Genomic DNA, 21923 nt, shown 5'->3' on the forward strand with positions numbered 1-21923 from the left:
AGGGCCTTTTTTTTATTTTCTTATAAGAAAAAAAGTCACTACATTTGTATCGTTCACATAAGATATGGTGACTAAATATATACCCACCCCGTGTTCATAACTGGCGAGGCAAGGAGGGTTACATTACTTGAAGGAGAATGATTATAATCACAAGCCGTTACTCACCAAACGTGAAAGAGAAGTATTCGAATTACTAGTACAAGATAAAACAACGAAAGAAATCGCTGGTGAATTATTTATAAGCGAAAAAACGGTTCGAAATCACATATCGAATGCCATGCAAAAGCTTGGTGTTAAGGGGCGTTCACAAGCAGTTGTAGAGCTCCTTCGAATGGGAGAGCTAGAACTTTAAATATGACCGGCGTCCGTTTGGAGGCCGGCTCATATGTCTCAGACCATAAAAAGAGCTCTAATTTTTACCAATTATTTGATTATTAGTTGGTAATGTAAATTTACAATAAGTAAATGGAAAAATGTTCAAAATATATTGAAAAAATAATTAGTTAAATTTACAATGAAATTAGGATAAAAAATTCAATTCATTTATCTTAATTAGGGGCAAATTGCATTTTAACTAGATAAGATTGATTGTTCTTTTCAGCTTCAAAAGCAAAAGGGTGGACTTGAATTAGACCAAAACTATTGTTCTAAACGCAAGCCAAGATGGGAAATATCCATCTTGGCTTTTTATATAATGACTGGTTACTACGGGAAAGGAACTGATAAAGAGAGATGAATGGTTCTGTAGAAGCAATTAAGAGTGAAAAGAAACTGTTATTAAATCAATTTTTAGATGACAATCTAAGCAGATTTGAAACCTTGTTTGCTTGTAATCCAGATAGTATTTTTACCATGGACTTAGAAGGACATATTGTTCAAGTGAATCCTGCATTTGAAAGCTTAACAGAATTCGGAGCGGAAGAGTCTTTGCAATTGAAACTCCAATTTCTTTTTCCAATCGAAGATATGAATAAAATATTTCACCATTTTCATAAAGCTTCATTCGGTGAATTTCAAAATTTTGATTGTAGGATACAAAATAAAGCAGGAAAGCTCATTGATTTGAATGTCACACAAATTCCTATTAGTGTTGATAACCAAATAGTAGGCGTCTCTGCGGTTGCAAAAGATATAACCCATTTAAAAAGAAAAAAAGAAGAAGCTAGAAAAGTAGAAGTCATGCATCATATATTGACTGATAATGTACTCGATATCATTATTAGTACCAATTTATCGGGCGAAATTCTTTATGCTTCCCCCTCCAGTGTGCATATCCTAGGATATTCATTTGAAGAGTTATACAGAGAAAATATTTTTTCATTCATACATACGGATGACACTCTTCGTGCTTTTCAGGATCGCAAAAGTGTTTTGAATGAACATATAAATGGAAGAGGCTCCTATCGTGTTGCCAAAAAGAATGGAGAGTATATTTGGGTTGAAATTCTTTGCAAACCAGTTATTGACCCTGATACCCATCTTGTTTTAGAAATAGTAAGTGTCATAAGAGATATAACAGAGCAGATCCATACAAAGGAGCTCTTACTAAACTCAGAAAAACTTAGCGTTGCAGGACAGTTGGCTGCGGGTATTGCACACGAGGTTCGGAATCCACTTACTGCAATTAAAGGCTTTTTACAGCTAATGGAAAATCAATTAGATAATAAGACATACTTTACTATTATCCAATCTGAAATCGATCGGATTGAGCTTATTTTAAGCGAATTATTGGTCCTAGCTAAGCCTCAGGACTTGAAATTTGAAGTAGAGAATATTATTACACTTATGGAAAACGTAAAGACCTTAATAAATACGCAAGCCATTATGAATGGAGTTCAAATAGAAACCATTTATGATAGTGATAACTTTACCATTCGCTGTGATAGAAACCAGTTAAAACAAGTGTTCATTAATATCTTGAAGAACTCTATCGATGCAATGCCAAAAGGTGGGGTGATTACCGTTGGAATGAAACAGCACAGTGAGGGTAAGGTCAAGATTATTTTTAAGGATACAGGGTGTGGCATGCCACAGCATATTTTAAAGAGAATTGGAGAACCATTCTTTACAACTAAAGAAAGCGGCACAGGTTTAGGGATTATGATTTCAAAGCAAATTGTTGAAAATCATCATGGCAGTGTTCATTTTTGGAGTGATAAGAAGGGAACAATGGTTGAACTTATTCTGCCTGTAGAAAGCTAGAATGCTAACTCGGCATCCGTTTTTCTTACTTAAGTCTTGAATTTTTTGCGAAAAAAGTAGAAAATAAGTACAAGCTTGAGACGTTCAACGTGGTATAAGGGCTTTAATGAAAAGTCTTGAGGAGAAGCCTATTAATAGGAGTGTATGTATAGATGAAACTCGAAAATTCACAAAAAGTGAATGGGGACGTAGTAGCGAACATTGAAAAGGATTTAAGGTATATTTCCGGTATTATCAAACAAAAAGGAAGAGAAATGCTGGGGAATTATAAGATTACTCCGCCCCAATTTGTTGCATTACAATGGCTCTTTGAAGACGGTGACATGACCATCGGTGAGCTTTCTAATAAAATGTATTTGGCTTGCAGTACAACTACGGATCTGGTCGATCGCATGGAGAAGAATTTGCTTGTGGAACGAGTAAAGGACCCAAGTGACCGCCGCGTGGTTAGAATTCATTTATTAGAAGAAGGAAAGCGGATTATCGATGAGGTGATTAAAAAACGTCAGGTATATCTAGAGGAAATTTTAATTGATTTCACTTCAGAAGAAATCCTTCTTCTTCAAGACAGTTTAAAGAAATTACATCAAGAAATGCGTTAAGAATGAGGCGAGAAGTTTGAAACAACCAATAGGTGTCATTGATTCAGGTGTCGGAGGATTAACCGTTGCCAAAGAGGTAATGAGGCAGCTTCCAAATGAAAAAATCATCTATTTAGGTGATACCGCACGCTGCCCCTATGGTCCAAGGACAACCAAAGAGGTAAAGAGATTTACATGGGAGATGACCCGTTTCTTATTAGAAAAAAACATCAAAATGCTTGTTATTGCTTGTAATACCGCAACCGCTGCAGCTCTTGAAGACATTCGTAAGGAACTTTCCATTCCTGTACTCGGAGTCATTAATCCAGGAGCACGTGCTGCAATTAAACGAACAAAGAATTATCGGGTTGGAATGATTGGTACAGAAGTAACAGTTAAGAGCGGTGCATATGAGAAGGCGTTGAAATCGCTAAATAGCCGGATTTTTGTTAAGGGACATGCGTGTCCGAAATTTGTCCCGCTTGTTGAGAGTGGGGAATATGATGGCCCGATAGCTGAAAAAATTGTGAACGAGTCGTTAAAACCCATGCTGCAGCAAAACTTAGATACGCTTATTTTAGGCTGTACGCACTATCCATTACTTGAACCGCTCATTAAAAAGACGATGGGTACTGAAGTGAATGTGATTAGTTCTGGTGATGAAACGGCCCGTGAAATCAGTGCCATCCTCGAATATAATGGTTTGCTAGAGACTTGTGAGGAAGAGCCTGAACATGAGTTTTACACGACTGGTTCAAGAAGGATCTTTTCGAAAATTGCTTCACAATGGCTGGGATTTCCTATTAATCCTGTTAATAAAATTAAACTCTAATTAGAAGAGGCTGTCTCAAAAGACAGCCTCTTCTTTCATTCTGTAAAAAAAATTTAATAGAAAAGTTCTATTTTTCTTTCATAAGGCGGTCTAAATTCTGACAAGGCTCGTATACATGTTAGTACAAACTGTCTTAGGGGGGAATTATGATGTCTAAAAATAAAGCAAAAATTATTGGTTTAACTGTTCTTACTTCAACCGTTCTACTTTCTGGCTGTGGCTTATTAGGGACCGAAACACAAAAGAAAATCGACCCGCCAAAAACTGTCGTGGAAAACAAGACAAGTAAGGAAACAACTGCAGCTAAAAAAGAAAATGCGGAAAATGTCGTAAAGACAGAATTATACTTAATTGATAAAAATGGCTATGTGGTACCACAGACCTTAGCTTTGCCGAAAACATCTTCCGTAGCTAAACAAGCATTAGAATACCTAGTGGCCAATGGACCTGTCTCCGAACTGCTTCCTAATGATTTTAGAGCTGTCCTGCCAGAGGATACCGAGCTTTCTGTTGATATTAATAAAGAAGGCGTCGCTACAGTCAACTTCTCGAAGGAATTTAAAAATTATCAGCCAGAGGATGAGATGAAAATTCTTCAGTCCGTAACATGGACACTGACTCAATTTAATAATGTGAAATCAGTCAAACTTAAGATGAATGGTCATGACTTAACGGAAATGCCTGTAAATGGAACACCAATCAGCGAAAATCTTTCAAGAGCAACAGGTATTAACTACGATACAACAGATGTAGTAGATATCACGAATACAAAGCCTGTAACCGTCTATTATATTGGTGGAGAAGAGGGCTCTTACTACTATGTCCCAGTTACTCGCAGGGTGAGTGCGAGCGAGACAAATAATATCGTTGCAGTGGTAAATGAGTTAATAAAAGGACCTAGTGAAAAATCAAACCTTGTTTCAGAATTTATGTCAGATGTAAAACTTCTTGAGGCACCTAAATATGAGGATGGAAAAGTTACTTTAAACTTTAATGAAAATATTTACGGTAGCTTTAAAGAAAAGGTCATCTCTCAAAATTTACTAGATGCACTGGTTCTTTCCTTAACGGAACAAACAGGCGTTGAGAAGGTTGCTGTCCAAGTAAAAGGAAAAGCTGAGTTAAAAAATGATAAAGGGAAAAAATTGACTGAACCGGTAACTCGACCAGAAAAAGTCAACACAGGTAGTTTTTAAAAAAAGTTTTTTGTTATACTATATAGTGACAATGAAAGAGGTTGGCTAGAAGGCCGCCTCTTCTTTATTTGGAATAATAGACATGAAGTAAAGCTTTACGAAATGAAGGAGGAAGTACAAGTGCGAGTGGATGGAAGAGAACCATTACAGCTAAGACCAATACATATTGAAACCAATTATTTAATGCATCCTGAAGGTTCTGTCCTTATTTCTGTTGGGAATACAAAGGTGATTTGTACAGCCAGTATTGAAGAGAGAGTCCCTCATTTTATGAGAGGGGAAGGAAAGGGCTGGATTACCGCAGAGTACTCAATGCTTCCTAGAGCGACAGAGACTAGAAACATTCGAGAATCATCAAAAGGAAAAGTGTCCGGCCGTACGATGGAGATTCAGCGCTTAATAGGCCGTGCACTGAGAGCGATTGTAGATCTTTCAGCACTAGGAGAAAGAACTGTTTGGATAGATTGTGACGTGATTCAAGCAGATGGAGGCACACGTACAGCCTCCATTACTGGTGCGTTTGTTGCGATGACGATTGCTCTTAACAAATTGGCAGAGAAAAAGTCACTTTCAAAGTTTCCAATTACGGATTATTTAGCTGCAACTAGTGTAGGAATCTTGCAAAACAAACAAATTGTGCTGGATTTAAACTACGCGGAAGATTCGAAAGCTGAGGTCGATATGAATGTTGTCATGACAGGAGCTGGTGAATTTGTAGAATTACAGGGAACGGGAGAGGAATCGACGTTCTCTTATGAACAGCTTCAAGGACTGCTTTCAGCGGCTCAGGAAGGGCTAATGGAGCTATTTGAACAGCAAAAAGCTGCCTTGGGTGAGAGCATTACAAAGAAAATTGAAGCACGTAGAAAAAAATAAGAGGGGAACCATGATGAAAGAAGTTATTATTGCTACTAAAAATCCTGGGAAGGCCAGAGAATTTGAACATATTTTTGCATCAAGAGGGATTGAGGTCAAAACATTGCTAGATTTTCCAGAGATTCCAGAAGTGGAAGAAACCGGCACTACGTTTGAAGAAAACGCCATTCTAAAAGCGGAGGCAGTCTCTAAAGCCTTAAATAAAATGGTCATTGGTGATGATTCTGGTTTGATTGTTGACGCTCTTGAAGGAAGGCCGGGAATCTATTCTGCCCGTTATGCAGGGGAACCGAAGAATGACCAGAACAATACCGAAAAAGTGTTAGCTGAATTGAAAAATATCCCTGAGGAAGACAGGACAGCCAGATTTTACTGTGCATTGGCTGTTGCCGTACCAGGTCAAAAAACGATGACGGTGTCAGGCACCTGTGAAGGCCGTATACTTACTGAACCTAGAGGGGTAAATGGGTTTGGATATGATCCGGTGTTTTATGTGCCGGAGAAAGGTCTTGCTATGGCGGAGTTATCTGCTGATGTGAAAAATAAAATCAGCCACCGTGCTAATGCGTTAATAAAGCTCGATGTCTTGCTAGATTCTATATTAGAAAGCCCTGAACAGTCATGAGTAAGGTTTTAATTATCAGTGACAGTCACGGGTTAACCAAAGAGCTCGAAATCATTAGAGAAAGGCATTTAAGCGACGTAGATGTTATGATTCACTGCGGAGATTCACAGTTAATGCCTGATGACCGGGCGATATCCGGATATGTTACGGTGATGGGGAATTGTGATTTTGGTGGTGGATTTCCGTTAGAGACGGTCTTAGAGACTTCTGGATATAAATTTTTTGTTACACATGGGCATCGATATTCCGTCAAAACTTCATTGATGAGTTTAAAATACAAGGCCCAAGAAGTGGATGCGGACATCGTCTGTTTTGGTCATTCCCATGTATTAGGTGCAGAAGAAATCGGTGGAACATTATTTTTAAATCCAGGAAGCATACGCCTCCCTCGAGAGCGCTTGGAAAAAACCTATGTGGTCCTGGATTTGAAGGATGAGAAAGTGAAAATGTCCGTATACGAGGTCAATGGTCAGGAATTAACAGATTTAGCTTGTGAATTCAATCTACGTAGATAAGGGGGAACCTTTCCCCCAATTACTTTATGGGGAAAATAAAAAGAAGTGTGTTGACTTTTTGATAGTAGGATAATATAATAAATCTTGTCTTAAGGAACAATTAATATGTCCCAGTAGCTCAGCCGGATAGAGCATACGCCTTCTAAGCGTACGGTCGGGAGTTCGAATCTCTCCTGGGACGCCATTTTCTTGTAAGATGTAAACTACATACCAATCATATAGCTCACCAGCGATGGTGAGTTTTTTTTGTCTTCTAATTATGCTACACTAATGTCCAACAATAATCTGAAGGACGGTATACTATGAAAAAACGGGAACAAGCCAAAAGAAAAGAAAATGTCATTTACTTTCCCGGACTAGAAAAAAGGTTAACAGATAAAGGGTTGGAAAGCCTAGAAAAGAAAAAATTTAAAGAAGCCATCACTCTTTTAGAAGAAGCTAAAGAACTAGACCCGGATAACGATCATATATTAATTGGGCTAGTGCTCGCTTATTTTGAAGCAGGCTCTTTCAAGAACGCCAAAGTACTTGCGAAGGAGATGCTGCTTAAGGGAATTGGTGACTATTTTCAGTTAGTTGATTTGTATCTGACTGTGTTGATTCAGTTGCATGAATACCATGAGATTGTCTCTACGATTGAGGCTCTCTTTGAAGAAAAGGAGATTCCGCCTGAAAAACATGATCACTTCTTAACCATTCTTCAATTCAGCCGAAGGATGGCGGAAAATCGTCAGGCACCAGAAGAGAAAAACGTTTTAGAGGAAGCCAATGCAAAAGAGCTTAATCTATTAAAAGTCAATAATTTAAACGAGCAGCTACTTCTTATTTCAGACTTAGCGGAAAAAAACATTCGCCCCTATATAAATGAAATTGCTGATTATTTAAAAGCAGAAACAGGGCATCCGTTTCTTAAAACAATGCTATTAACTCTTTTAAAAGAGCAAGAAATAGATAGAGAATTTGTGATAAAGAAATTTACGAGTGAACAAAGCTTCCACCCAGCCAACCTGCCTGAAGTAAGGGTTCACCCGAAAATGAAAAGGGTAAAAGAACTACTAGAAGCCCAGTTAGAGAGCAATGATCCTGTTCTATTTGAACACACCATCGGAATGGTAGAACGAACTTTTTTTATCACTTATCCATTGGATTTCCAACCGGAGAAACCAGATGCGTGGGCGGCAGCCTTTCATTTATTAGCTGAAAATTATTTGGGGATGGATGGAAAAGTCGAGAGGTTATCAAGTGATTATCAAATTACAATGGAAGAAATTGAGCAGGCGAAGGCTCAAATAGAGGAAATTGAGAAAATTTCTTATCCTAATATATAGGCTTCGCTGTTGAAAGAAAACAATCCTGTGTTATAATGTAGGGGTTGCATTGTGTAAAAAACTATATTTTACATTTAAAAATGGAAGATTGGCTTGATGGACAAGACATTTTCCGACTCAATTCGTTACGAATGATATGAGAATAGATTTGTTGGAGGGAAAAAGGTATGACAGTAAAATGGGAAAAGTTAGAAGGAAACCAAGGCGTCCTTACAGTTGAAGTAAGTGCTGAAGAGGTAAATAAAGGTCTAGACGCAGCATTCCAAAAGGTTGTTAAAACAGTAAGCGTTCCTGGCTTCCGTAAAGGTAAAATGCCTCGTGGAATGTTTGAAAAGCGCTTTGGTGTAGAAGCACTTTATCAAGATGCATTAGATTTCATTCTTCCAGAAGCTTATGGAAATGCAATCGATGAATCAGGAATCGAGCCAGTTGACCGTCCTGAAATCGATATCGAGCAAATGGAAAAAGGCAAAGAGCTTATTTTCAAGGCAACTGTTACAGTAAAGCCTGAAGTAAAATTAGGCGAATACAAAGGCCTTGAAGTTGAAGAATTAGATGCTAACGTAACGGACGAAGACGTTGCAAACGAATTAAAAACTCTTCAAGAACGTCAAGCTGAGTTAGTTGTTAAAGAAGAAGGAACTGCCGAAAACGGTGATACAGTTGTTCTTGATTTCGAAGGATTCGTTGATGGCGAAGCTTTCGAAGGTGGAAAAGCTGAAAATCACTCATTAGAATTAGGTTCAGGTTCTTTCATCCCTGGCTTTGAAGAGCAATTAGTTGGAGTAAAAGCTGGTGAGTCTAAAGATGTAGAAGTAACATTTCCTGAAGAATACCATGCTGCTGAACTTGCTGGTAAGCCTGCGGTATTCAAAGTGACTGTTCACGAAATTAAAGGAAAAGAACTTCCTTCATTAGATGACGAGTTTGCTAAAGATGTAGATGATGAAGTTGAAACATTAGATGCTCTTAAAGAAAAAATCAAAACTCGTTTAGTAGATAGCAAAAAGCATGAAGCAGAGCACCACCTACGTGATACTGTAGTTGAAAAAGCTGCTGCAAATGCTGAAGTTGAAATTCCAGAAGTTATGGTTACAAATGAAGTAAACCGTATGCTTCAAGAATTTGAACAACGTTTACAAACGCAAGGTATGAACCTTGAACTTTACTTCCAATTCTCTGGTCAAGACGAAAATGCATTACGTGAGCAAATGAAGGAAGAAGCACAAACCCGCGTAAAAGTGAATTTAACTTTAGAAGCGATTGCTAAAGCTGAAAACCTTGAAGTAACTGACGAAGATGTAGAAGCTGAACTAGAAAAAATGGCTGGTATGTACAACATGACAGTTGATATGATTAAACAAGCTCTTGGCGGTTCTGAAGGTATTAAATCTGACCTTAAACTTAAAAAAGCTGTTGACTTTCTTGTTGAAAACAAGAAATAAATTTTAACCATTTAAAAAACAAGGTGCGATTTTTATCGTGCCTTGTTTTATACATATTTCTCATTACATATTATAATAAGGACAGGGAAACCTGTTTATTATCCTGTTGAGTTCCTCAGCAGGGAATAATTTTTATTCTTAAATGGCAGGAAATAGAGTAAACTAAGGCGAATAATTAATTTCCAAACAGTTTTAAGACTTAATTTCAAAAAATATGGTTAAGATTAATGAGTACATAAGTTTTCCATCGACTTACACAAACAAAAAGAGTAAAGAAAAAACATAATTGCATAATGCGTTTTATTTCCAGTCCATTGGTTTCATGTGTTACAATGCAAAATACATACCACCTGAATAGTTAGAAAAATATAGACTTTTGTTTGTGTAAATCACTGCTTCAAATAGGGTACTAACAACGTTTTAAGGGGTGAAAGGATTGTTTAAATTTAATGATGAAAAAGGACAGTTAAAGTGTTCCTTCTGTGGCAAAACACAGGATCAAGTTCGTAAATTAGTTGCCGGGCCTGGAGTTTATATATGCGATGAATGTATCGAGCTTTGCACAGAAATCGTGGAAGAAGAGCTTGGAACGGAAGAAGAAGTAGAATTTAAAGACGTTCCAAAGCCAAAGGAAATCTGTGAAATTCTTAATGAATACGTCATTGGCCAAGACCAGGCGAAAAAATCTCTATCAGTAGCGGTTTACAATCACTATAAGCGAATCAATTCCAACAGCAAAATTGATGACGTAGAGCTTTCAAAGAGTAATATTTGTATGATTGGACCAACTGGTAGCGGTAAAACATTATTAGCACAAACATTGGCTCGAATCTTGAATGTGCCATTTGCAATTGCTGATGCTACTTCCTTAACAGAGGCTGGATATGTTGGGGAAGACGTAGAAAATATTTTATTAAAATTGATTCAAGCTGCTGATTATGATGTGGAAAAAGCAGAAAAAGGAATCATCTATATTGATGAAATTGATAAAATTGCCCGTAAATCAGAGAATCCTTCTATTACTCGTGATGTTTCTGGTGAGGGTGTGCAGCAGGCATTATTAAAAATTCTTGAAGGTACGGTTGCAAGTGTTCCGCCACAAGGTGGAAGAAAGCATCCACATCAGGAGTTTATCCAAATTGATACTACAAATATTTTATTTATCTGCGGTGGAGCATTTGACGGAATCGAGCCAATTATTAAACGCCGTTTAGGCCAAAAGGTCATTGGATTTGGATCAGATGTGAAGCAGGTAGATGTTTCTCAAAAAGAGCTTCTTTCAAAAGTATTGCCTGAAGACTTACTTCGTTTTGGATTAATTCCAGAATTCATCGGTCGTCTTCCGGTGATTGCTAGCCTTGAGCAATTAGATGAGGCAGCATTGATTGAAATTTTAACAAAACCGAAAAATGCGCTAGTTAAACAATATCAAAAAATGCTTGAAATCGATGATGTAGAGTTGCAATTTGAAGAAGGCGCATTAGAGGAAATCGCGAAGAAAGCAATTGAACGAAAAACGGGTGCCCGTGGTCTTCGTTCAATAATCGAAGGAATCATGCTTGATGTCATGTTTGATCTTCCTTCACGCGAAGATATTACTAAATGTATCATTACGAAGGACACTGTCTTAGAAAACAGTGTTCCGAAATTAGTCTTAGAAGACGGAACGGTTGTTGCAGAAGAAAAATCCGCATAAACTTTCAAAGACCTGGCTCTCTGCCAGGTCTTTTTACTTTTTGTGGTTTATTCCTCCTTCCGGCAGGAAATACTTATTAATATATTGTGAGTATGTAGTAGGAGGGAAATGTATGAGTTGGACGGGGATTGCCTTATTTATACAGCTGTTTTTCGGAATCATAATTGGGCTGTATTTTTGGAATTTGTTGAGGAATCAGCGTACGCAAAAAGTGTCCATTGACCGGGAATCCCGTAAAGAAATGGAACAGCTTCGCAAAATGAGGTCCATTTCATTGACTGAACCATTAGCTGAGAAAGTTCGCCCTACAAGCTTTAAGGATATTGTAGGCCAAGAAGATGGGATTAAATCATTAAAGGCGGCCCTTTGTGGACCAAATCCGCAGCATGTAATTATTTATGGACCACCGGGAGTGGGTAAAACAGCTGCTGCCCGCCTCGTTCTAGAAGAGGCCAAAAAGAATCAAAAGTCACCATTTAAAGCATCTTCTGTGTTTATTGAATTAGACGCCACAACAGCACGGTTTGACGAAAGAGGAATTGCAGACCCTTTAATTGGTTCTGTTCATGATCCTATTTATCAAGGTGCAGGGGCAATGGGACAGGCAGGTATACCACAGCCAAAGCAAGGTGCTGTGACAAATGCACATGGTGGAGTACTCTTTATTGATGAGATTGGCGAATTGCATCCAATCCAAATGAATAAACTTCTAAAAGTATTAGAGGATCGAAAGGTCTTTTTGGAAAGTGCCTATTATCATGAAGAAAATACGCAAATACCAACGCATATTCATGATATTTTTAAAAATGGACTACCTGCCGATTTCCGTTTAATTGGTGCCACTACTAGGACTCCAAGTGAAATTCCTCCAGCGATTCGTTCCCGCTGTATGGAGGTTTTCTTCCGCGATTTAAATCAGGAGGAAATTGTGGAAGTAGCGAAGAAAGCGGCTGAAAAAGTAAACCTAGAAATTTTTGAAACAGGTGTTAATACCTTATCTACATATGCGAGAAATGGCCGTGAAACGGTCAATATGATCCAAATTGCAGCTGGGCTTGCTATTACAGAAGACCGTAATTATATCAAGGATGAAGATATTGAGTGGGTCATCCATTCCAGTCAAATGACTCCAAGGATGGAAAGAAAAATTAATGATATTTCACATGTAGGTCTGGTGAATGGACTAGCTGTGTATGGGCCAAATTCTGGTGCATTGCTCGAGATTGAAGTTACGGTCATCTCGGCAAAAGACAAGGGAACAATCAACATAACTGGTATTGTTGAAGAAGAAAGCATTGGCGGTCAAGGGAAATCCATTCGCAGGAAGAGTATGGCACGTGGTTCGATCGAAAATGTGATTACGGTTCTCCGTTCGATGGGAGTACCCGCTAATGACTACGATATTCACGTTAATTTTCCTGGCGGTGTCCCAATCGATGGACCTTCTGCTGGAATAGCCATGGCGACAGGAATTTATTCCGCCATTTACAAAATTCCCATTGATAACACGGTAGCAATGACTGGTGAGATTAGTATTCATGGCAATGTGAAGCCAATTGGCGGGGTTTATCCTAAAGTAAAGGCAGCAAGAAAGGCAGGAGCCAAAACCGTCATCATTCCAGAGGAAAATATGCAAACCATCTTGAATGAGATTGACGGAATCAACATCGTTCCTGTCACCCATCTACATGAAGTATTCGAGATTGCCCTAGTCCAATCCTTCGGAAAACACGAAGCCATCCCTGCCTCAATTGAACTAACAAAGAAAGAATCGATTTAATCTAAAAAGAGAATATAGAACTTCGGTTTGTAGTGTAAATCAAACCGGAGTTTTTTTATTGCCATTTTCCTAAAAGAAATCCAAAATGAACTTAGGAAGATTTCCTTACGTTTGGGGAAAATATAAATTATATTGAAAAAGAGATCTCGAATCTCTAAAAATAGACACCATATTATAAATACGTTAGAATTGTACAAAGACTAATCTGCTAGTAGTAGTAGGAAAACGAGGATTGCATGTGGAGGTGCATTATATGGCGGAAAAGAACGAATTGATCGTCCCCCTCCTGCCGCTTCGAGGTTTGCTTGTTTATCCGACAATGGTCCTGCATTTAGATGTAGGCCGTGAAAGATCTGTGCAAGCACTTGAAAAAGCAATGGTAGATGACCACTTAATCTTTTTAACAACTCAAAAGGATGTATCAATCGATGATCCATCAGAAGAGGAAATATACAAAATTGGTACGTTAACAAAAGTGAAGCAAATGCTAAAACTGCCAAACGGAACCATTAGAGTATTGGTAGAAGGCTTAAACCGAGCGGAAATTGTTTCATTTTATGAAGAAGACGAGCATTATTCGGTAAGTTTGGTCACGTATGATGATCCTGATACTAAGGATGTGGAAGACCAAGCCCTGATGAGAACAATGCTTGACTATTTTGAGCAATACATAAAACTCTCTAAAAAAATCTCGGCAGAAACCTATGCCTCTGTCGCTGATATTGAAGAACCTGGTAGAATGGCGGATATCATCGCATCACATTTACCACTCAAGCTAAAGGAAAAGCAAGAAATCCTTGAGACAATTGATGTAAAGAGCCGTGTAAATCGCGTAATTGATACCATTCATAATGAAAAAGAAGTACTTAATTTGGAAAAGAAAATTGGCCAACGAGTAAAACGGTCGATGGAACGGACGCAAAAAGAGTACTATCTTCGTGAACAAATGAAGGCCATTCAAAAAGAATTAGGCGATAAAGAAGGCAAAACAGGTGAGATTGCGGAGTTGACGAAAAAAATTGAGCAGGCTGAAATGCCTGAGCATGCAAAAAAGGCGGCTCTTAAGGAATTAGATCGTTATGAGAAAGTGCCATCTAGTTCGGCAGAAAGTGCAGTGATCCGTAATTATATTGAATGGTTGATTACGATTCCTTGGTCGAAAAAGACAGAGGATGATATTGATATTCTCCGTGCCGAAAAGGTTTTAAATCAGGACCATTACGGATTGGAAAAGGTTAAGGAACGTGTACTTGAATATTTGGCGGTACAGAAACTGACGAATTCTTTAAAAGGCCCTATTCTTTGCTTAGCAGGACCTCCTGGTGTGGGGAAAACGAGCCTTGCCCGCTCTATTGCGTCATCGCTGAATCGTAACTTTGTTCGAGTGTCCCTTGGCGGGGTACGTGATGAATCTGAAATTCGCGGCCACAGGAGAACGTATGTGGGAGCCATGCCTGGACGCATAATTCAAGGAATGAAAAAAGCTGGAACGATCAACCCTGTCTTTTTACTTGATGAAATAGATAAAATGTCTAATGATTTCCGCGGAGATCCATCTTCAGCTATGCTGGAAGTATTAGACCCGGAACAAAACCATAATTTTAGTGACCATTATATTGAAGAAACCTACGATTTATCAAAGGTCATGTTTATTGCAACGGCAAATAATTTATCAACCATTCCTGGGCCACTATTAGACAGAATGGAAATTATTACGATTGCTGGCTACACGGAGCTTGAAAAAGTACACATTTGTAGAGACCATTTGCTACCAAAACAAATTAAAGAAAATGGTTTAACGAAGGGGATTCTTCAAGTTCGTGATGATGCGATACTGAAAGTGGTTCGCTATTATACTCGCGAAGCAGGCGTTCGAAGCTTAGAGCGTCAAATGGCAACCATTTGTAGGAAGACAGCAAAAATCATCGTTTCCGGTGAAAAGAAGCGGGTAATTATCACTGAAAAGAATGTAGAAGAATTTTTAGGGAAGCCAAGATTCCACTATGGAATGGCTGAAACAGAAGATCAAGTAGGAGTGGCGACTGGGTTGGCTTATACGACAGTTGGAGGCGACACCCTGCAGATAGAGGTTTCGCTATCACCTGGTAAAGGAAAGCTTGTTCTAACAGGTAAGCTTGGCGATGTGATGAAGGAATCTGCACAAGCTGCATTTAGTTATGTTCGCTCAAAGGCGACTGAACTGGGCATCGAAGACGATTTCCATGAAAAATATGATATTCATATCCACGTTCCCGAAGGAGCTGTTCCGAAGGATGGACCTTCTGCAGGAATTACAATGGCAACGGCACTCGTATCGGCTTTAACTGGCAAACCGATTCGCAGAGAGGTTGGAATGACGGGTGAGATTACACTAAGAGGAAGAGTTCTACCAATTGGTGGTCTGAAAGAAAAAACCTTAAGTGCCCATCGCGCAGGTCTGACGAAAGTCATTCTACCAAAGGACAATATAAAAGATATTGATGATATTCCAGAAAGTGTAAGGAATGAACTAGAATTTGTACCAGTCTCACATGTGGATGAAGTTCTAAGACATGCCCTTTTAGAAGGTGATACTAAATGAAGGTAGTAAGTTCAGACATTGTCATCAGTGCAGTTAAGCCAGAACAGTATCCAGAAACAGAGTTGCCTGAATTTGCTCTTGCGGGGCGTTCCAACGTAGGAAAGTCGTCTTTTATTAATAAGATGCTAAACCGGAAAGGATTAGCGAGAATTTCGTCAAAGCCAGGTAAAACCCAAACGTTAAATTTTTACCTAATCAATGAAATCCTTCATTTTGTCGATGTCCCTGGATATGGATATGCCAAGGTTTCGAAGACAGAGAGGGCCGCATGGGGAAGGATGATTGAAACGTATTTTACCACTCGTGAGCAATTACGGGCAGTCGTCTTAATAGTTGATTTACGCCATCCGCCGACAGTGGATGATGTGATGATGTATGATTTCTTAAAACACTATGAAATCCCCTGCATTGTTATCGCAACTAAGGCAGATAAAATCCCAAAGGGAAAATGGCAAAAGCATCTAAAGGTCACACGTGAAACATTAGACCTTGATAAAAATGACCACTTGATTGTCTTCTCCTCTGAAACGGGAGAGGGAAAAGACAAAGCATGGTCCTTGCTACAGAGTTATATGTAAGTAAGACATAGAAAAACGCCTGGCAGTTAAGTGCCAGGCGTTTTCCTATGTGAATTTGGAAAGTTTCACTGTTATTTTTTCTTTTTTAGTAGAAAATAAATACCAACAACAATTAACAGAGCGGGCCAGAATTTCCAAATAAAGCTCATGCCATTTTGTAATAAGCCAAGATAGCCGGCAATTTTATCATAAAATAGTAGCAATACCGCTAAAATGAGAAAGAGGAATGCTTGAAACAAGCCTGTATTTGTTTTTTGAAAACGAAGGAAAAAACCAATTGATATAATGAGAATTAACATGCCAATGGTATGGCTTGGCCAAAAAGACACATGACCGACAAGATGAAAGTGAAGCCCGAAACCACTCATGATGACTCCAGGAAGAATGGCTTCATGTTCCTTAGCTGAATAGCCCTGACCTAAAAAAGCAATCCCAACGATCATCAGCAAGGTAGGCCATGTATAAAATTGTTGAAAAATAGTAATTCCTGTTTGCTGTAGTAAAAAGTAAGCTCCAAAACCAATCAGAATAATTCCGGGAAAGATTCGCTGATTTTTCATTAAAAAACACCACTTCCAATAAGGTTCACTTGAATCTATTCTATTTTTTTGATACTGTACTTAAGGAAGTAATAGATAAAACTAAGTCCTATTATTTTTTTATCATAACATATCTTTCGTTTTCTGTTCACATTTTCCGAGCAAAAGTCGAAATTGCTCATGATATAATCATACTAGTTAATACTGCTAATGTACTATTAAGTGGGGGTGTACGAAACAAATGCATATTTTAGTAATCGGTCTTAACTATAAAACTGCCCCTGTAGAAATCCGTGAGCGGTTGACATTTAATGAAACCGAACTTGTGGATGCCATAAAAAAGTTAAACACTAAAAAAAGCATCCTAGAAAACATCATCTTGTCTACATGTAATCGTACGGAAATTTATGCGGTTGTCGATCAACTCCATACTGGCCGCTATTATATAAAAGAATTTCTGTCCGAATGGTTCGGCATGGAACAAACTGAATTCTCTCCATTCTTATTTGTTTATGAAGACGATGGAGCTGTAGAGCATCTGTTTAATGTTACTTGCGGACTCAATTCCATGGTTTTAGGGGAAACACAAATTCTTGGGCAGGTGCGTACTAGCTTTATGCTGGCACAACAAGAGGAAACGACTGGTTCGGTGTTCAATCACTTGTTTAAACAAGCGATTACGGTAGCCAAACGTGGACATTCAGAAACAGATATTGGTGCAAATGCCGTTTCTGTTAGCTATGCTGCGGTTGAGCTGGCAAAGAAAATCTTCGGCTCTCTTGCGAATAAACATGTATTGATTTTCGGGGCGGGAAAAATGGGTGAATTAGCAGCCCAAAACCTGCATGGTAACGGTGTGAAAAAAGTAACAGTGATTAATCGTACGTACGATAAAGCAAAAACCCTTGCCAGCCGTTTTAATGGCGAAGCGAAAACGGTAGCTGACTTACAGCAGTCACTCATTGAAGCAGATATTTTAATTAGCTCAACGGGTGCAAAAGACTTTGTCATTACAAAAGAACTGATGGCTAAGGTTGAGAAAAAGCGTAAGGGTAAACCATTATTTATGGTAGATATTGCTGTACCACGTGATTTGGACCCAAGAATTTCAGAGCTTGAGAATGTCTTTTTATACGATATTGACGATTTAGAAGGCATTGTTGAAGCAAACCTGCAAGAACGCCAAAAAGCGGCAGCTAAAATCAGACTAATGATTGAAAAAGAAATCGTTGATTTCAATCAATGGCTTGGAATGCTCGGTGTAGTACCTGTCATTTCCGCTCTTCGCGAAAAAGCTTTAGCTATACAAGCCGAGACAATGGTTAGTTTGGAAAGAAAATTGCCCAATCTATCAGATCGTGACCTAAAAGTATTAAACAAACATACAAAGAGCATTATCAACCAGCTTTTAAAGGATCCGATTTTACAAGCGAAGGAATTGGCTGCTAGACCAGATGCCGAACAGGCGATGGATTTGTTTATTAAAATATTCAATATTGAAGAGCTTGTTGAAGAACAACATTCGAGAGCAGCCGAAGTTAATACATCACCGGTTCTTAAACCACAGGCTTCCTTTCAGTCATAAGGGGTACTTTCTATGTTCGATGTCTTTATGACAAGGCTTCATGAATTAACGGTTGTTCTATATGCCTTCAGTGTGTTGTTATATTTCTTTGATTTCATTCACCATAACCGGAAGGCAAACCGAATTGCCTTCTGGTTACTTGCATTTGTATGGGTTTTACAAACGATTTTCCTATTTTTTTATATGACAAAAACAGGAAGGTTCCCTGTACTAACGATCTTTGAGGGACTCTATTTTTATGCTTGGGTATTAGTAACATTGTCAATTGGGATAAATCATTTACTGCGAGTCGATTTTATCGTCTTTTTTACGAATATCCTTGGTTTTACCGTTATGGCAATTCATACCTTCGCCCCAATGCAATACCATTCACATATCATGGCCAAACAACTGGTATCAGAACTATTGTTAATCCATATTACAATGGCGATTCTTTCATACGGGGCATTTTCCCTGTCGTTTGTATTTTCAGCCCTGTACCTGCTTCAATATGATCTATTGAAACGGAAAAAATGGGGAACAAGACTTGTTCGCCTGGCAGATTTAGATAAACTTGAAAGATCATCTTACATATTGGCTGTCATTGGTGTTCCGATGCTCCTGCTCAGCCTTATTTTAGGCTTACAGTGGGCATTTCTAAAGGTTCCTGGAATGCCGTGGTACGATATGAAAATTATTGGGTCGTTTTTGTTGCTAACGGCCTACAGCATTTATTTATATCTCCGGATCGGAAAAAACTTATCTGGCAGAAAGTTAGCAATGTGGAATACGGCCTCATTTTTAATAGTATTAATTAATTTTTTCTTATTTGGTCGATTATCATCTTTCCATTTATGGTATGCATAACCTTAGGAGGCAGTCATGAGAAAAATTATTGTTGGTTCTAGACGGAGCAAGTTGGCATTAACACAAACCAATTGGGTGATTGAACAGTTGAAGAAGCTGGACCCTCGTTTTGAGTTTGAAGTAAAAGAAATCGTAACAAAGGGTGATAAAATCCTCGATGTTACACTTTCAAAAGTGGGCGGAAAAGGGTTATTCGTAAAGGAAATAGAGCAAGCTATGCTTGATAAAGAGATTGATATGGCCGTTCATAGTATGAAAGACATGCCAGCTGTTTTACCTGAGGGTCTTACAATCGGCTGTATTCCTTTCCGTGAAGATCACCGTGATGCTCTTATTTCAAGAAATCATGTCAAATTGAAAGATTTAAAGCCAGGTGCAATTGTTGGGACGAGTAGCCTTCGCCGCAGTGCGCAGCTATTAGTCCAACGCCCAGACATAGAGATTAAATGGATTCGTGGAAATGTCGATACAAGACTAGCAAAATTACAGGAAGAAGAATATGATGCCATCATTTTAGCAGCAGCAGGACTTTCCCGCCTTGGCTGGGCTTCTGACGTAGTAACAGAATTTATTGATGCCGAAATTTGTGTTCCTGCTGTTGGGCAAGGTGCACTATCCATTGAATGCCGCGAAGATGATAAAGAATTACTAGAGCTGTTTGAGAAATTCACCTGCAAGAAAACAGAAAGAGCGGTTCGTGCCGAGCGTGCTTTCCTGCAAAAAATGGAGGGTGGCTGTCAGGTGCCAATTGCCGGCTTTGCCCGTGTAGAAGAAAATGATGAAGTCGTATTAAATGTTCTTGTTGCTTCTCCAGAGGGTCAGGAGATCTTTAAAGAGGAACTAAGAGGACAAAATCCGGAAGAGCTTGGTGTTCAGGCTGCTGATTTATTAATTAAAAAAGGAGCCAAGGACCTGATTGAAAAGGTGAAACGGGAGCTGGAAGGTCAATGATCCAATCATTGCCCTTGCTTGATAAAAAAGTCCTTGTTCCAAGAGGCGAAAATCAAGCAAAATCCTTTTCACAGCTTGTAGAAAGGGAGGGAGGGATTCCAATCGAAATCCCTCTTATTGCCTTTCGACCCATTGAAAAAGTCGATCGCCTTCAATACTCTTTGAAGGCTCTTGATACATATGATTGGATTATTTTTACAAGCAATGTAACGGTTGAGACCTTTTTTTCTTTTTTCCAAAAGGAAGAGTTGGATGAAAGATTTCCTAAAATCGCAGTGATTGGGAAAAAGACGGCAGAGTGCTTGAAGGAAAAAGGGCTAACTACCGCATTTGTTCCATCTGCCTATGTGGCTGAGGTGTTTGTTGAGGAGTTTTTACCTTTTATCCAAAGTGGGATGCGGGTTTTGCTTCCGAAAGGAAACCTCGCGCGAGAATACATCTCACGAGCCTTATCAGAAGCCGGAGCTGCGGTGGATGAAGTCGTCATTTACGAAACCTATCTGCCTGATGAAAGCCGAGAAAAGCTGGCAAGGATGCTGGCTGACGGGCAGCTGGATATTCTGCTGTTTACAAGTCCTTCTACGGTGGATCATTTGATGGAGGTGGTCAAAGACTACGGCCTTGAAGAACAGGTAAACAAGTGTGTCATCGGCTGTATCGGTCCGGTAACAGAGAAAAAGCTAGTGGAACATGGGCTCACCGTTCATGCTTCACCAGAGGAATATACCGTAAAAGAAATGATTAAAAGCATAATTGCTTATTTAGATGTGGAGGAATCATAAATGGAACTTCAATTCAAACGTCATCGCCGCCTGCGTTCTAGTGCCAGCATGCGCGCACTTGTTAGAGAAAATCACTTGAAAGCGGAGGACTTTATCTATCCGCTGTTTATCTATGAAGGGGAAAACATCCGCAATGAAGTGTCATCCATGCCAGGCGTGTTCCAAGTTTCCATGGATCATCTTCAAGCCGAAATGGAAGATATCGTTGCTCACGGCATAAAGTCTGTCCTTTTATTCGGTATTCCTGCGACAAAGGATGCGTGTGGAGAGCAAGCCTATCATGACCACGGAATTGTTCAGGTAGCTACTCGTTTTATTAAAGAACACTTCCCAGAAATCATTATTGTAGCAGATACTTGCTTGTGTGAATATACAAGCCATGGACACTGTGGCGTTGTTGAAGGGGAGAAAATCCTTAACGATGAGTCATTAGATCTTCTTGTAAAAACAGCAGTGGCACAAGCTCAAGCTGGGGCGGACATTATTGCGCCATCTAACATGATGGACGGCTTTGTTGCTGCTATTCGTGCAGGGCTTGATGAAGCTGGATTTACAGAGATTCCGATTATGTCTTATGCCGTTAAATATGCTTCTGCGTTCTACGGACCGTTCCGTGAGGCAGCAGAAGGCGCGCCACAATTTGGTGACCGCAAAACGTATCAAATGGATCCTGCAAACCGAATGGAAGCTTTCAGAGAAGCAGAATCGGATGTGGCAGAGGGTGCGGATTTCTTAATTGTTAAACCAGGTATGCCGTACCTTGATATCGTTCGTGATATGAAAAATACCTTTAACCTGCCTATTGTTATTTATAATGTGAGCGGTGAGTATTCCATGATTAAGGCAGCTTCTGCAAACGGCTGGATTGACGAGAAAAACACCGTTCTTGAAATGTTGATGGGCATGAAGCGTGCCGGTGCTGACTTGATCATTACGTATGCAGCAAAAGATGCGATTCGCTGGTTAAAAGAAGACCAATAAACAT

At 39.1% G+C, this 21923-nt stretch carries 19 protein-coding genes, 1 tRNA gene and 1 pseudogene; 20 read left to right on the forward strand and 1 reads right to left on the reverse strand.

From position 1 onward, the window contains the following. Nucleotides 1-127 precede the first annotated feature (127 nt). The 15 genes and pseudogenes from gerE to yihA all read left to right on the forward strand — a co-directional run bounded on the left by gerE (nt 128) and on the right by yihA (nt 16235). On the forward strand, nt 128-352 hold the full coding sequence (gerE, locus tag QFZ87_RS09130) for a spore germination transcription factor GerE (RefSeq protein WP_007087335.1): 225 nt from the start codon (nt 128-130) through the stop codon (nt 350-352). A 380-nt stretch (nt 353-732) separates the two neighbouring features. Further along, on the forward strand, nt 733-2202 hold the full coding sequence (locus QFZ87_RS09135; protein WP_309860271.1) for a PAS domain-containing sensor histidine kinase: 1470 nt from the start codon (nt 733-735) through the stop codon (nt 2200-2202). 152 nt (nt 2203-2354) lie between these two features. After that, complete coding sequence (locus QFZ87_RS09140; protein ID WP_309860273.1) at nt 2355-2804, forward strand: MarR family winged helix-turn-helix transcriptional regulator; 450 nt, start codon at nt 2355-2357, stop codon at nt 2802-2804. A gap of 16 nt (nt 2805-2820) precedes the next feature. Beyond that, a complete protein-coding gene (racE, locus tag QFZ87_RS09145) occupies nt 2821-3615 on the forward strand; it encodes a glutamate racemase (RefSeq protein WP_309860275.1) in 795 nt (264 codons plus the stop codon). A gap of 149 nt (nt 3616-3764) precedes the next feature. Beyond that, complete coding sequence (locus QFZ87_RS09150) at nt 3765-4811, forward strand: GerMN domain-containing protein (RefSeq protein ID WP_309867739.1); 1047 nt, start codon at nt 3765-3767, stop codon at nt 4809-4811. A 120-nt stretch (nt 4812-4931) separates the two neighbouring features. Then, nucleotides 4932-5687 (forward strand): ribonuclease PH, encoded by a 756-nt coding sequence (gene rph, locus QFZ87_RS09155; protein WP_309860277.1) that lies wholly within the window; start codon nt 4932-4934, stop codon nt 5685-5687. A 13-nt stretch (nt 5688-5700) separates the two neighbouring features. Beyond that, a complete protein-coding gene (locus QFZ87_RS09160) occupies nt 5701-6312 on the forward strand; it encodes an XTP/dITP diphosphatase (protein ID WP_309867742.1) in 612 nt (203 codons plus the stop codon). Beyond that, nucleotides 6309-6827, forward strand: a complete 519-nt coding sequence (locus QFZ87_RS09165) for a metallophosphoesterase family protein (protein ID WP_309860279.1) — start codon at nt 6309-6311, stop codon at nt 6825-6827. Before QFZ87_RS09160 ends, QFZ87_RS09165 begins: the two co-directional genes overlap by 4 nt. A gap of 107 nt (nt 6828-6934) precedes the next feature. Beyond that, a tRNA-Arg gene (locus QFZ87_RS09170) sits at nt 6935-7011 on the forward strand. Nucleotides 7012-7129: 118 nt separating this feature from the next. Further along, on the forward strand, nt 7130-8155 hold the full coding sequence (locus QFZ87_RS09175; RefSeq protein ID WP_309860280.1) for a tetratricopeptide repeat protein: 1026 nt from the start codon (nt 7130-7132) through the stop codon (nt 8153-8155). Nucleotides 8156-8322: 167 nt separating this feature from the next. Further along, a complete protein-coding gene (tig, locus tag QFZ87_RS09180) occupies nt 8323-9600 on the forward strand; it encodes a trigger factor (RefSeq protein ID WP_309860282.1) in 1278 nt (425 codons plus the stop codon). A 436-nt stretch (nt 9601-10036) separates the two neighbouring features. Further along, nucleotides 10037-11296, forward strand: a complete 1260-nt coding sequence (gene clpX, locus QFZ87_RS09185; RefSeq protein ID WP_309860284.1) for an ATP-dependent protease ATP-binding subunit ClpX — start codon at nt 10037-10039, stop codon at nt 11294-11296. 112 nt (nt 11297-11408) lie between these two features. Next, nucleotides 11409-13056: pseudogene (gene lonB / locus QFZ87_RS09190) on the forward strand (ATP-dependent protease LonB). A gap of 273 nt (nt 13057-13329) precedes the next feature. Continuing rightward, on the forward strand, nt 13330-15657 hold the full coding sequence (gene lon / locus QFZ87_RS09195; RefSeq protein ID WP_309860287.1) for an endopeptidase La: 2328 nt from the start codon (nt 13330-13332) through the stop codon (nt 15655-15657). Then, entirely contained in the window at nt 15654-16235 is a 582-nt protein-coding gene (gene yihA / locus QFZ87_RS09200) for a ribosome biogenesis GTP-binding protein YihA/YsxC (protein ID WP_309860289.1), read from the forward strand. Before lon ends, yihA begins: the two co-directional genes overlap by 4 nt. 71 nt (nt 16236-16306) lie before the next feature. Here the strand turns inward: yihA and QFZ87_RS09205 are convergent, their stop codons facing one another. Further along, nucleotides 16307-16795 (reverse strand): LiaF transmembrane domain-containing protein, encoded by a 489-nt coding sequence (locus QFZ87_RS09205; protein WP_309860291.1) that lies wholly within the window; start codon nt 16793-16795, stop codon nt 16307-16309. A 220-nt stretch (nt 16796-17015) separates the two neighbouring features. Between QFZ87_RS09205 and hemA the strand changes: the two genes are divergently transcribed. Genes hemA through hemB form a run of 5 tightly spaced genes read left to right on the forward strand, consistent with a single transcriptional unit; the run spans nt 17016 to nt 21919 of the window. Further along, complete coding sequence (gene hemA / locus QFZ87_RS09210) at nt 17016-18359, forward strand: glutamyl-tRNA reductase (protein ID WP_309860293.1); 1344 nt, start codon at nt 17016-17018, stop codon at nt 18357-18359. Nucleotides 18360-18371: 12 nt separating this feature from the next. Continuing rightward, nucleotides 18372-19205: a cytochrome c biogenesis protein CcsA gene (gene ccsA, locus QFZ87_RS09215; protein ID WP_309860295.1), complete on the forward strand. Its 834-nt coding sequence runs from the start codon at nt 18372-18374 to the stop codon at nt 19203-19205. Nucleotides 19206-19220: 15 nt separating this feature from the next. Then, nucleotides 19221-20156 carry a hydroxymethylbilane synthase gene (gene hemC, locus QFZ87_RS09220; RefSeq protein WP_309860296.1) on the forward strand — a complete coding sequence of 312 codons (936 nt, stop codon included), beginning with the start codon at nt 19221-19223 and terminating at the stop codon, nt 20154-20156. Then, entirely contained in the window at nt 20153-20938 is a 786-nt protein-coding gene (locus QFZ87_RS09225) for a uroporphyrinogen-III synthase (protein WP_309860299.1), read from the forward strand. Before hemC ends, QFZ87_RS09225 begins: the two co-directional genes overlap by 4 nt. Continuing rightward, nucleotides 20939-21919: a porphobilinogen synthase gene (gene hemB, locus QFZ87_RS09230; RefSeq protein WP_309860300.1), complete on the forward strand. Its 981-nt coding sequence runs from the start codon at nt 20939-20941 to the stop codon at nt 21917-21919. The last annotated feature ends 4 nt before the right edge of the window (nt 21920-21923 follow it).

This window comes from Bacillus sp. SLBN-46 (assembly GCF_031453555.1).
GTDB lineage: Bacteria > Bacillota > Bacilli > Bacillales > Cytobacillaceae > Neobacillus.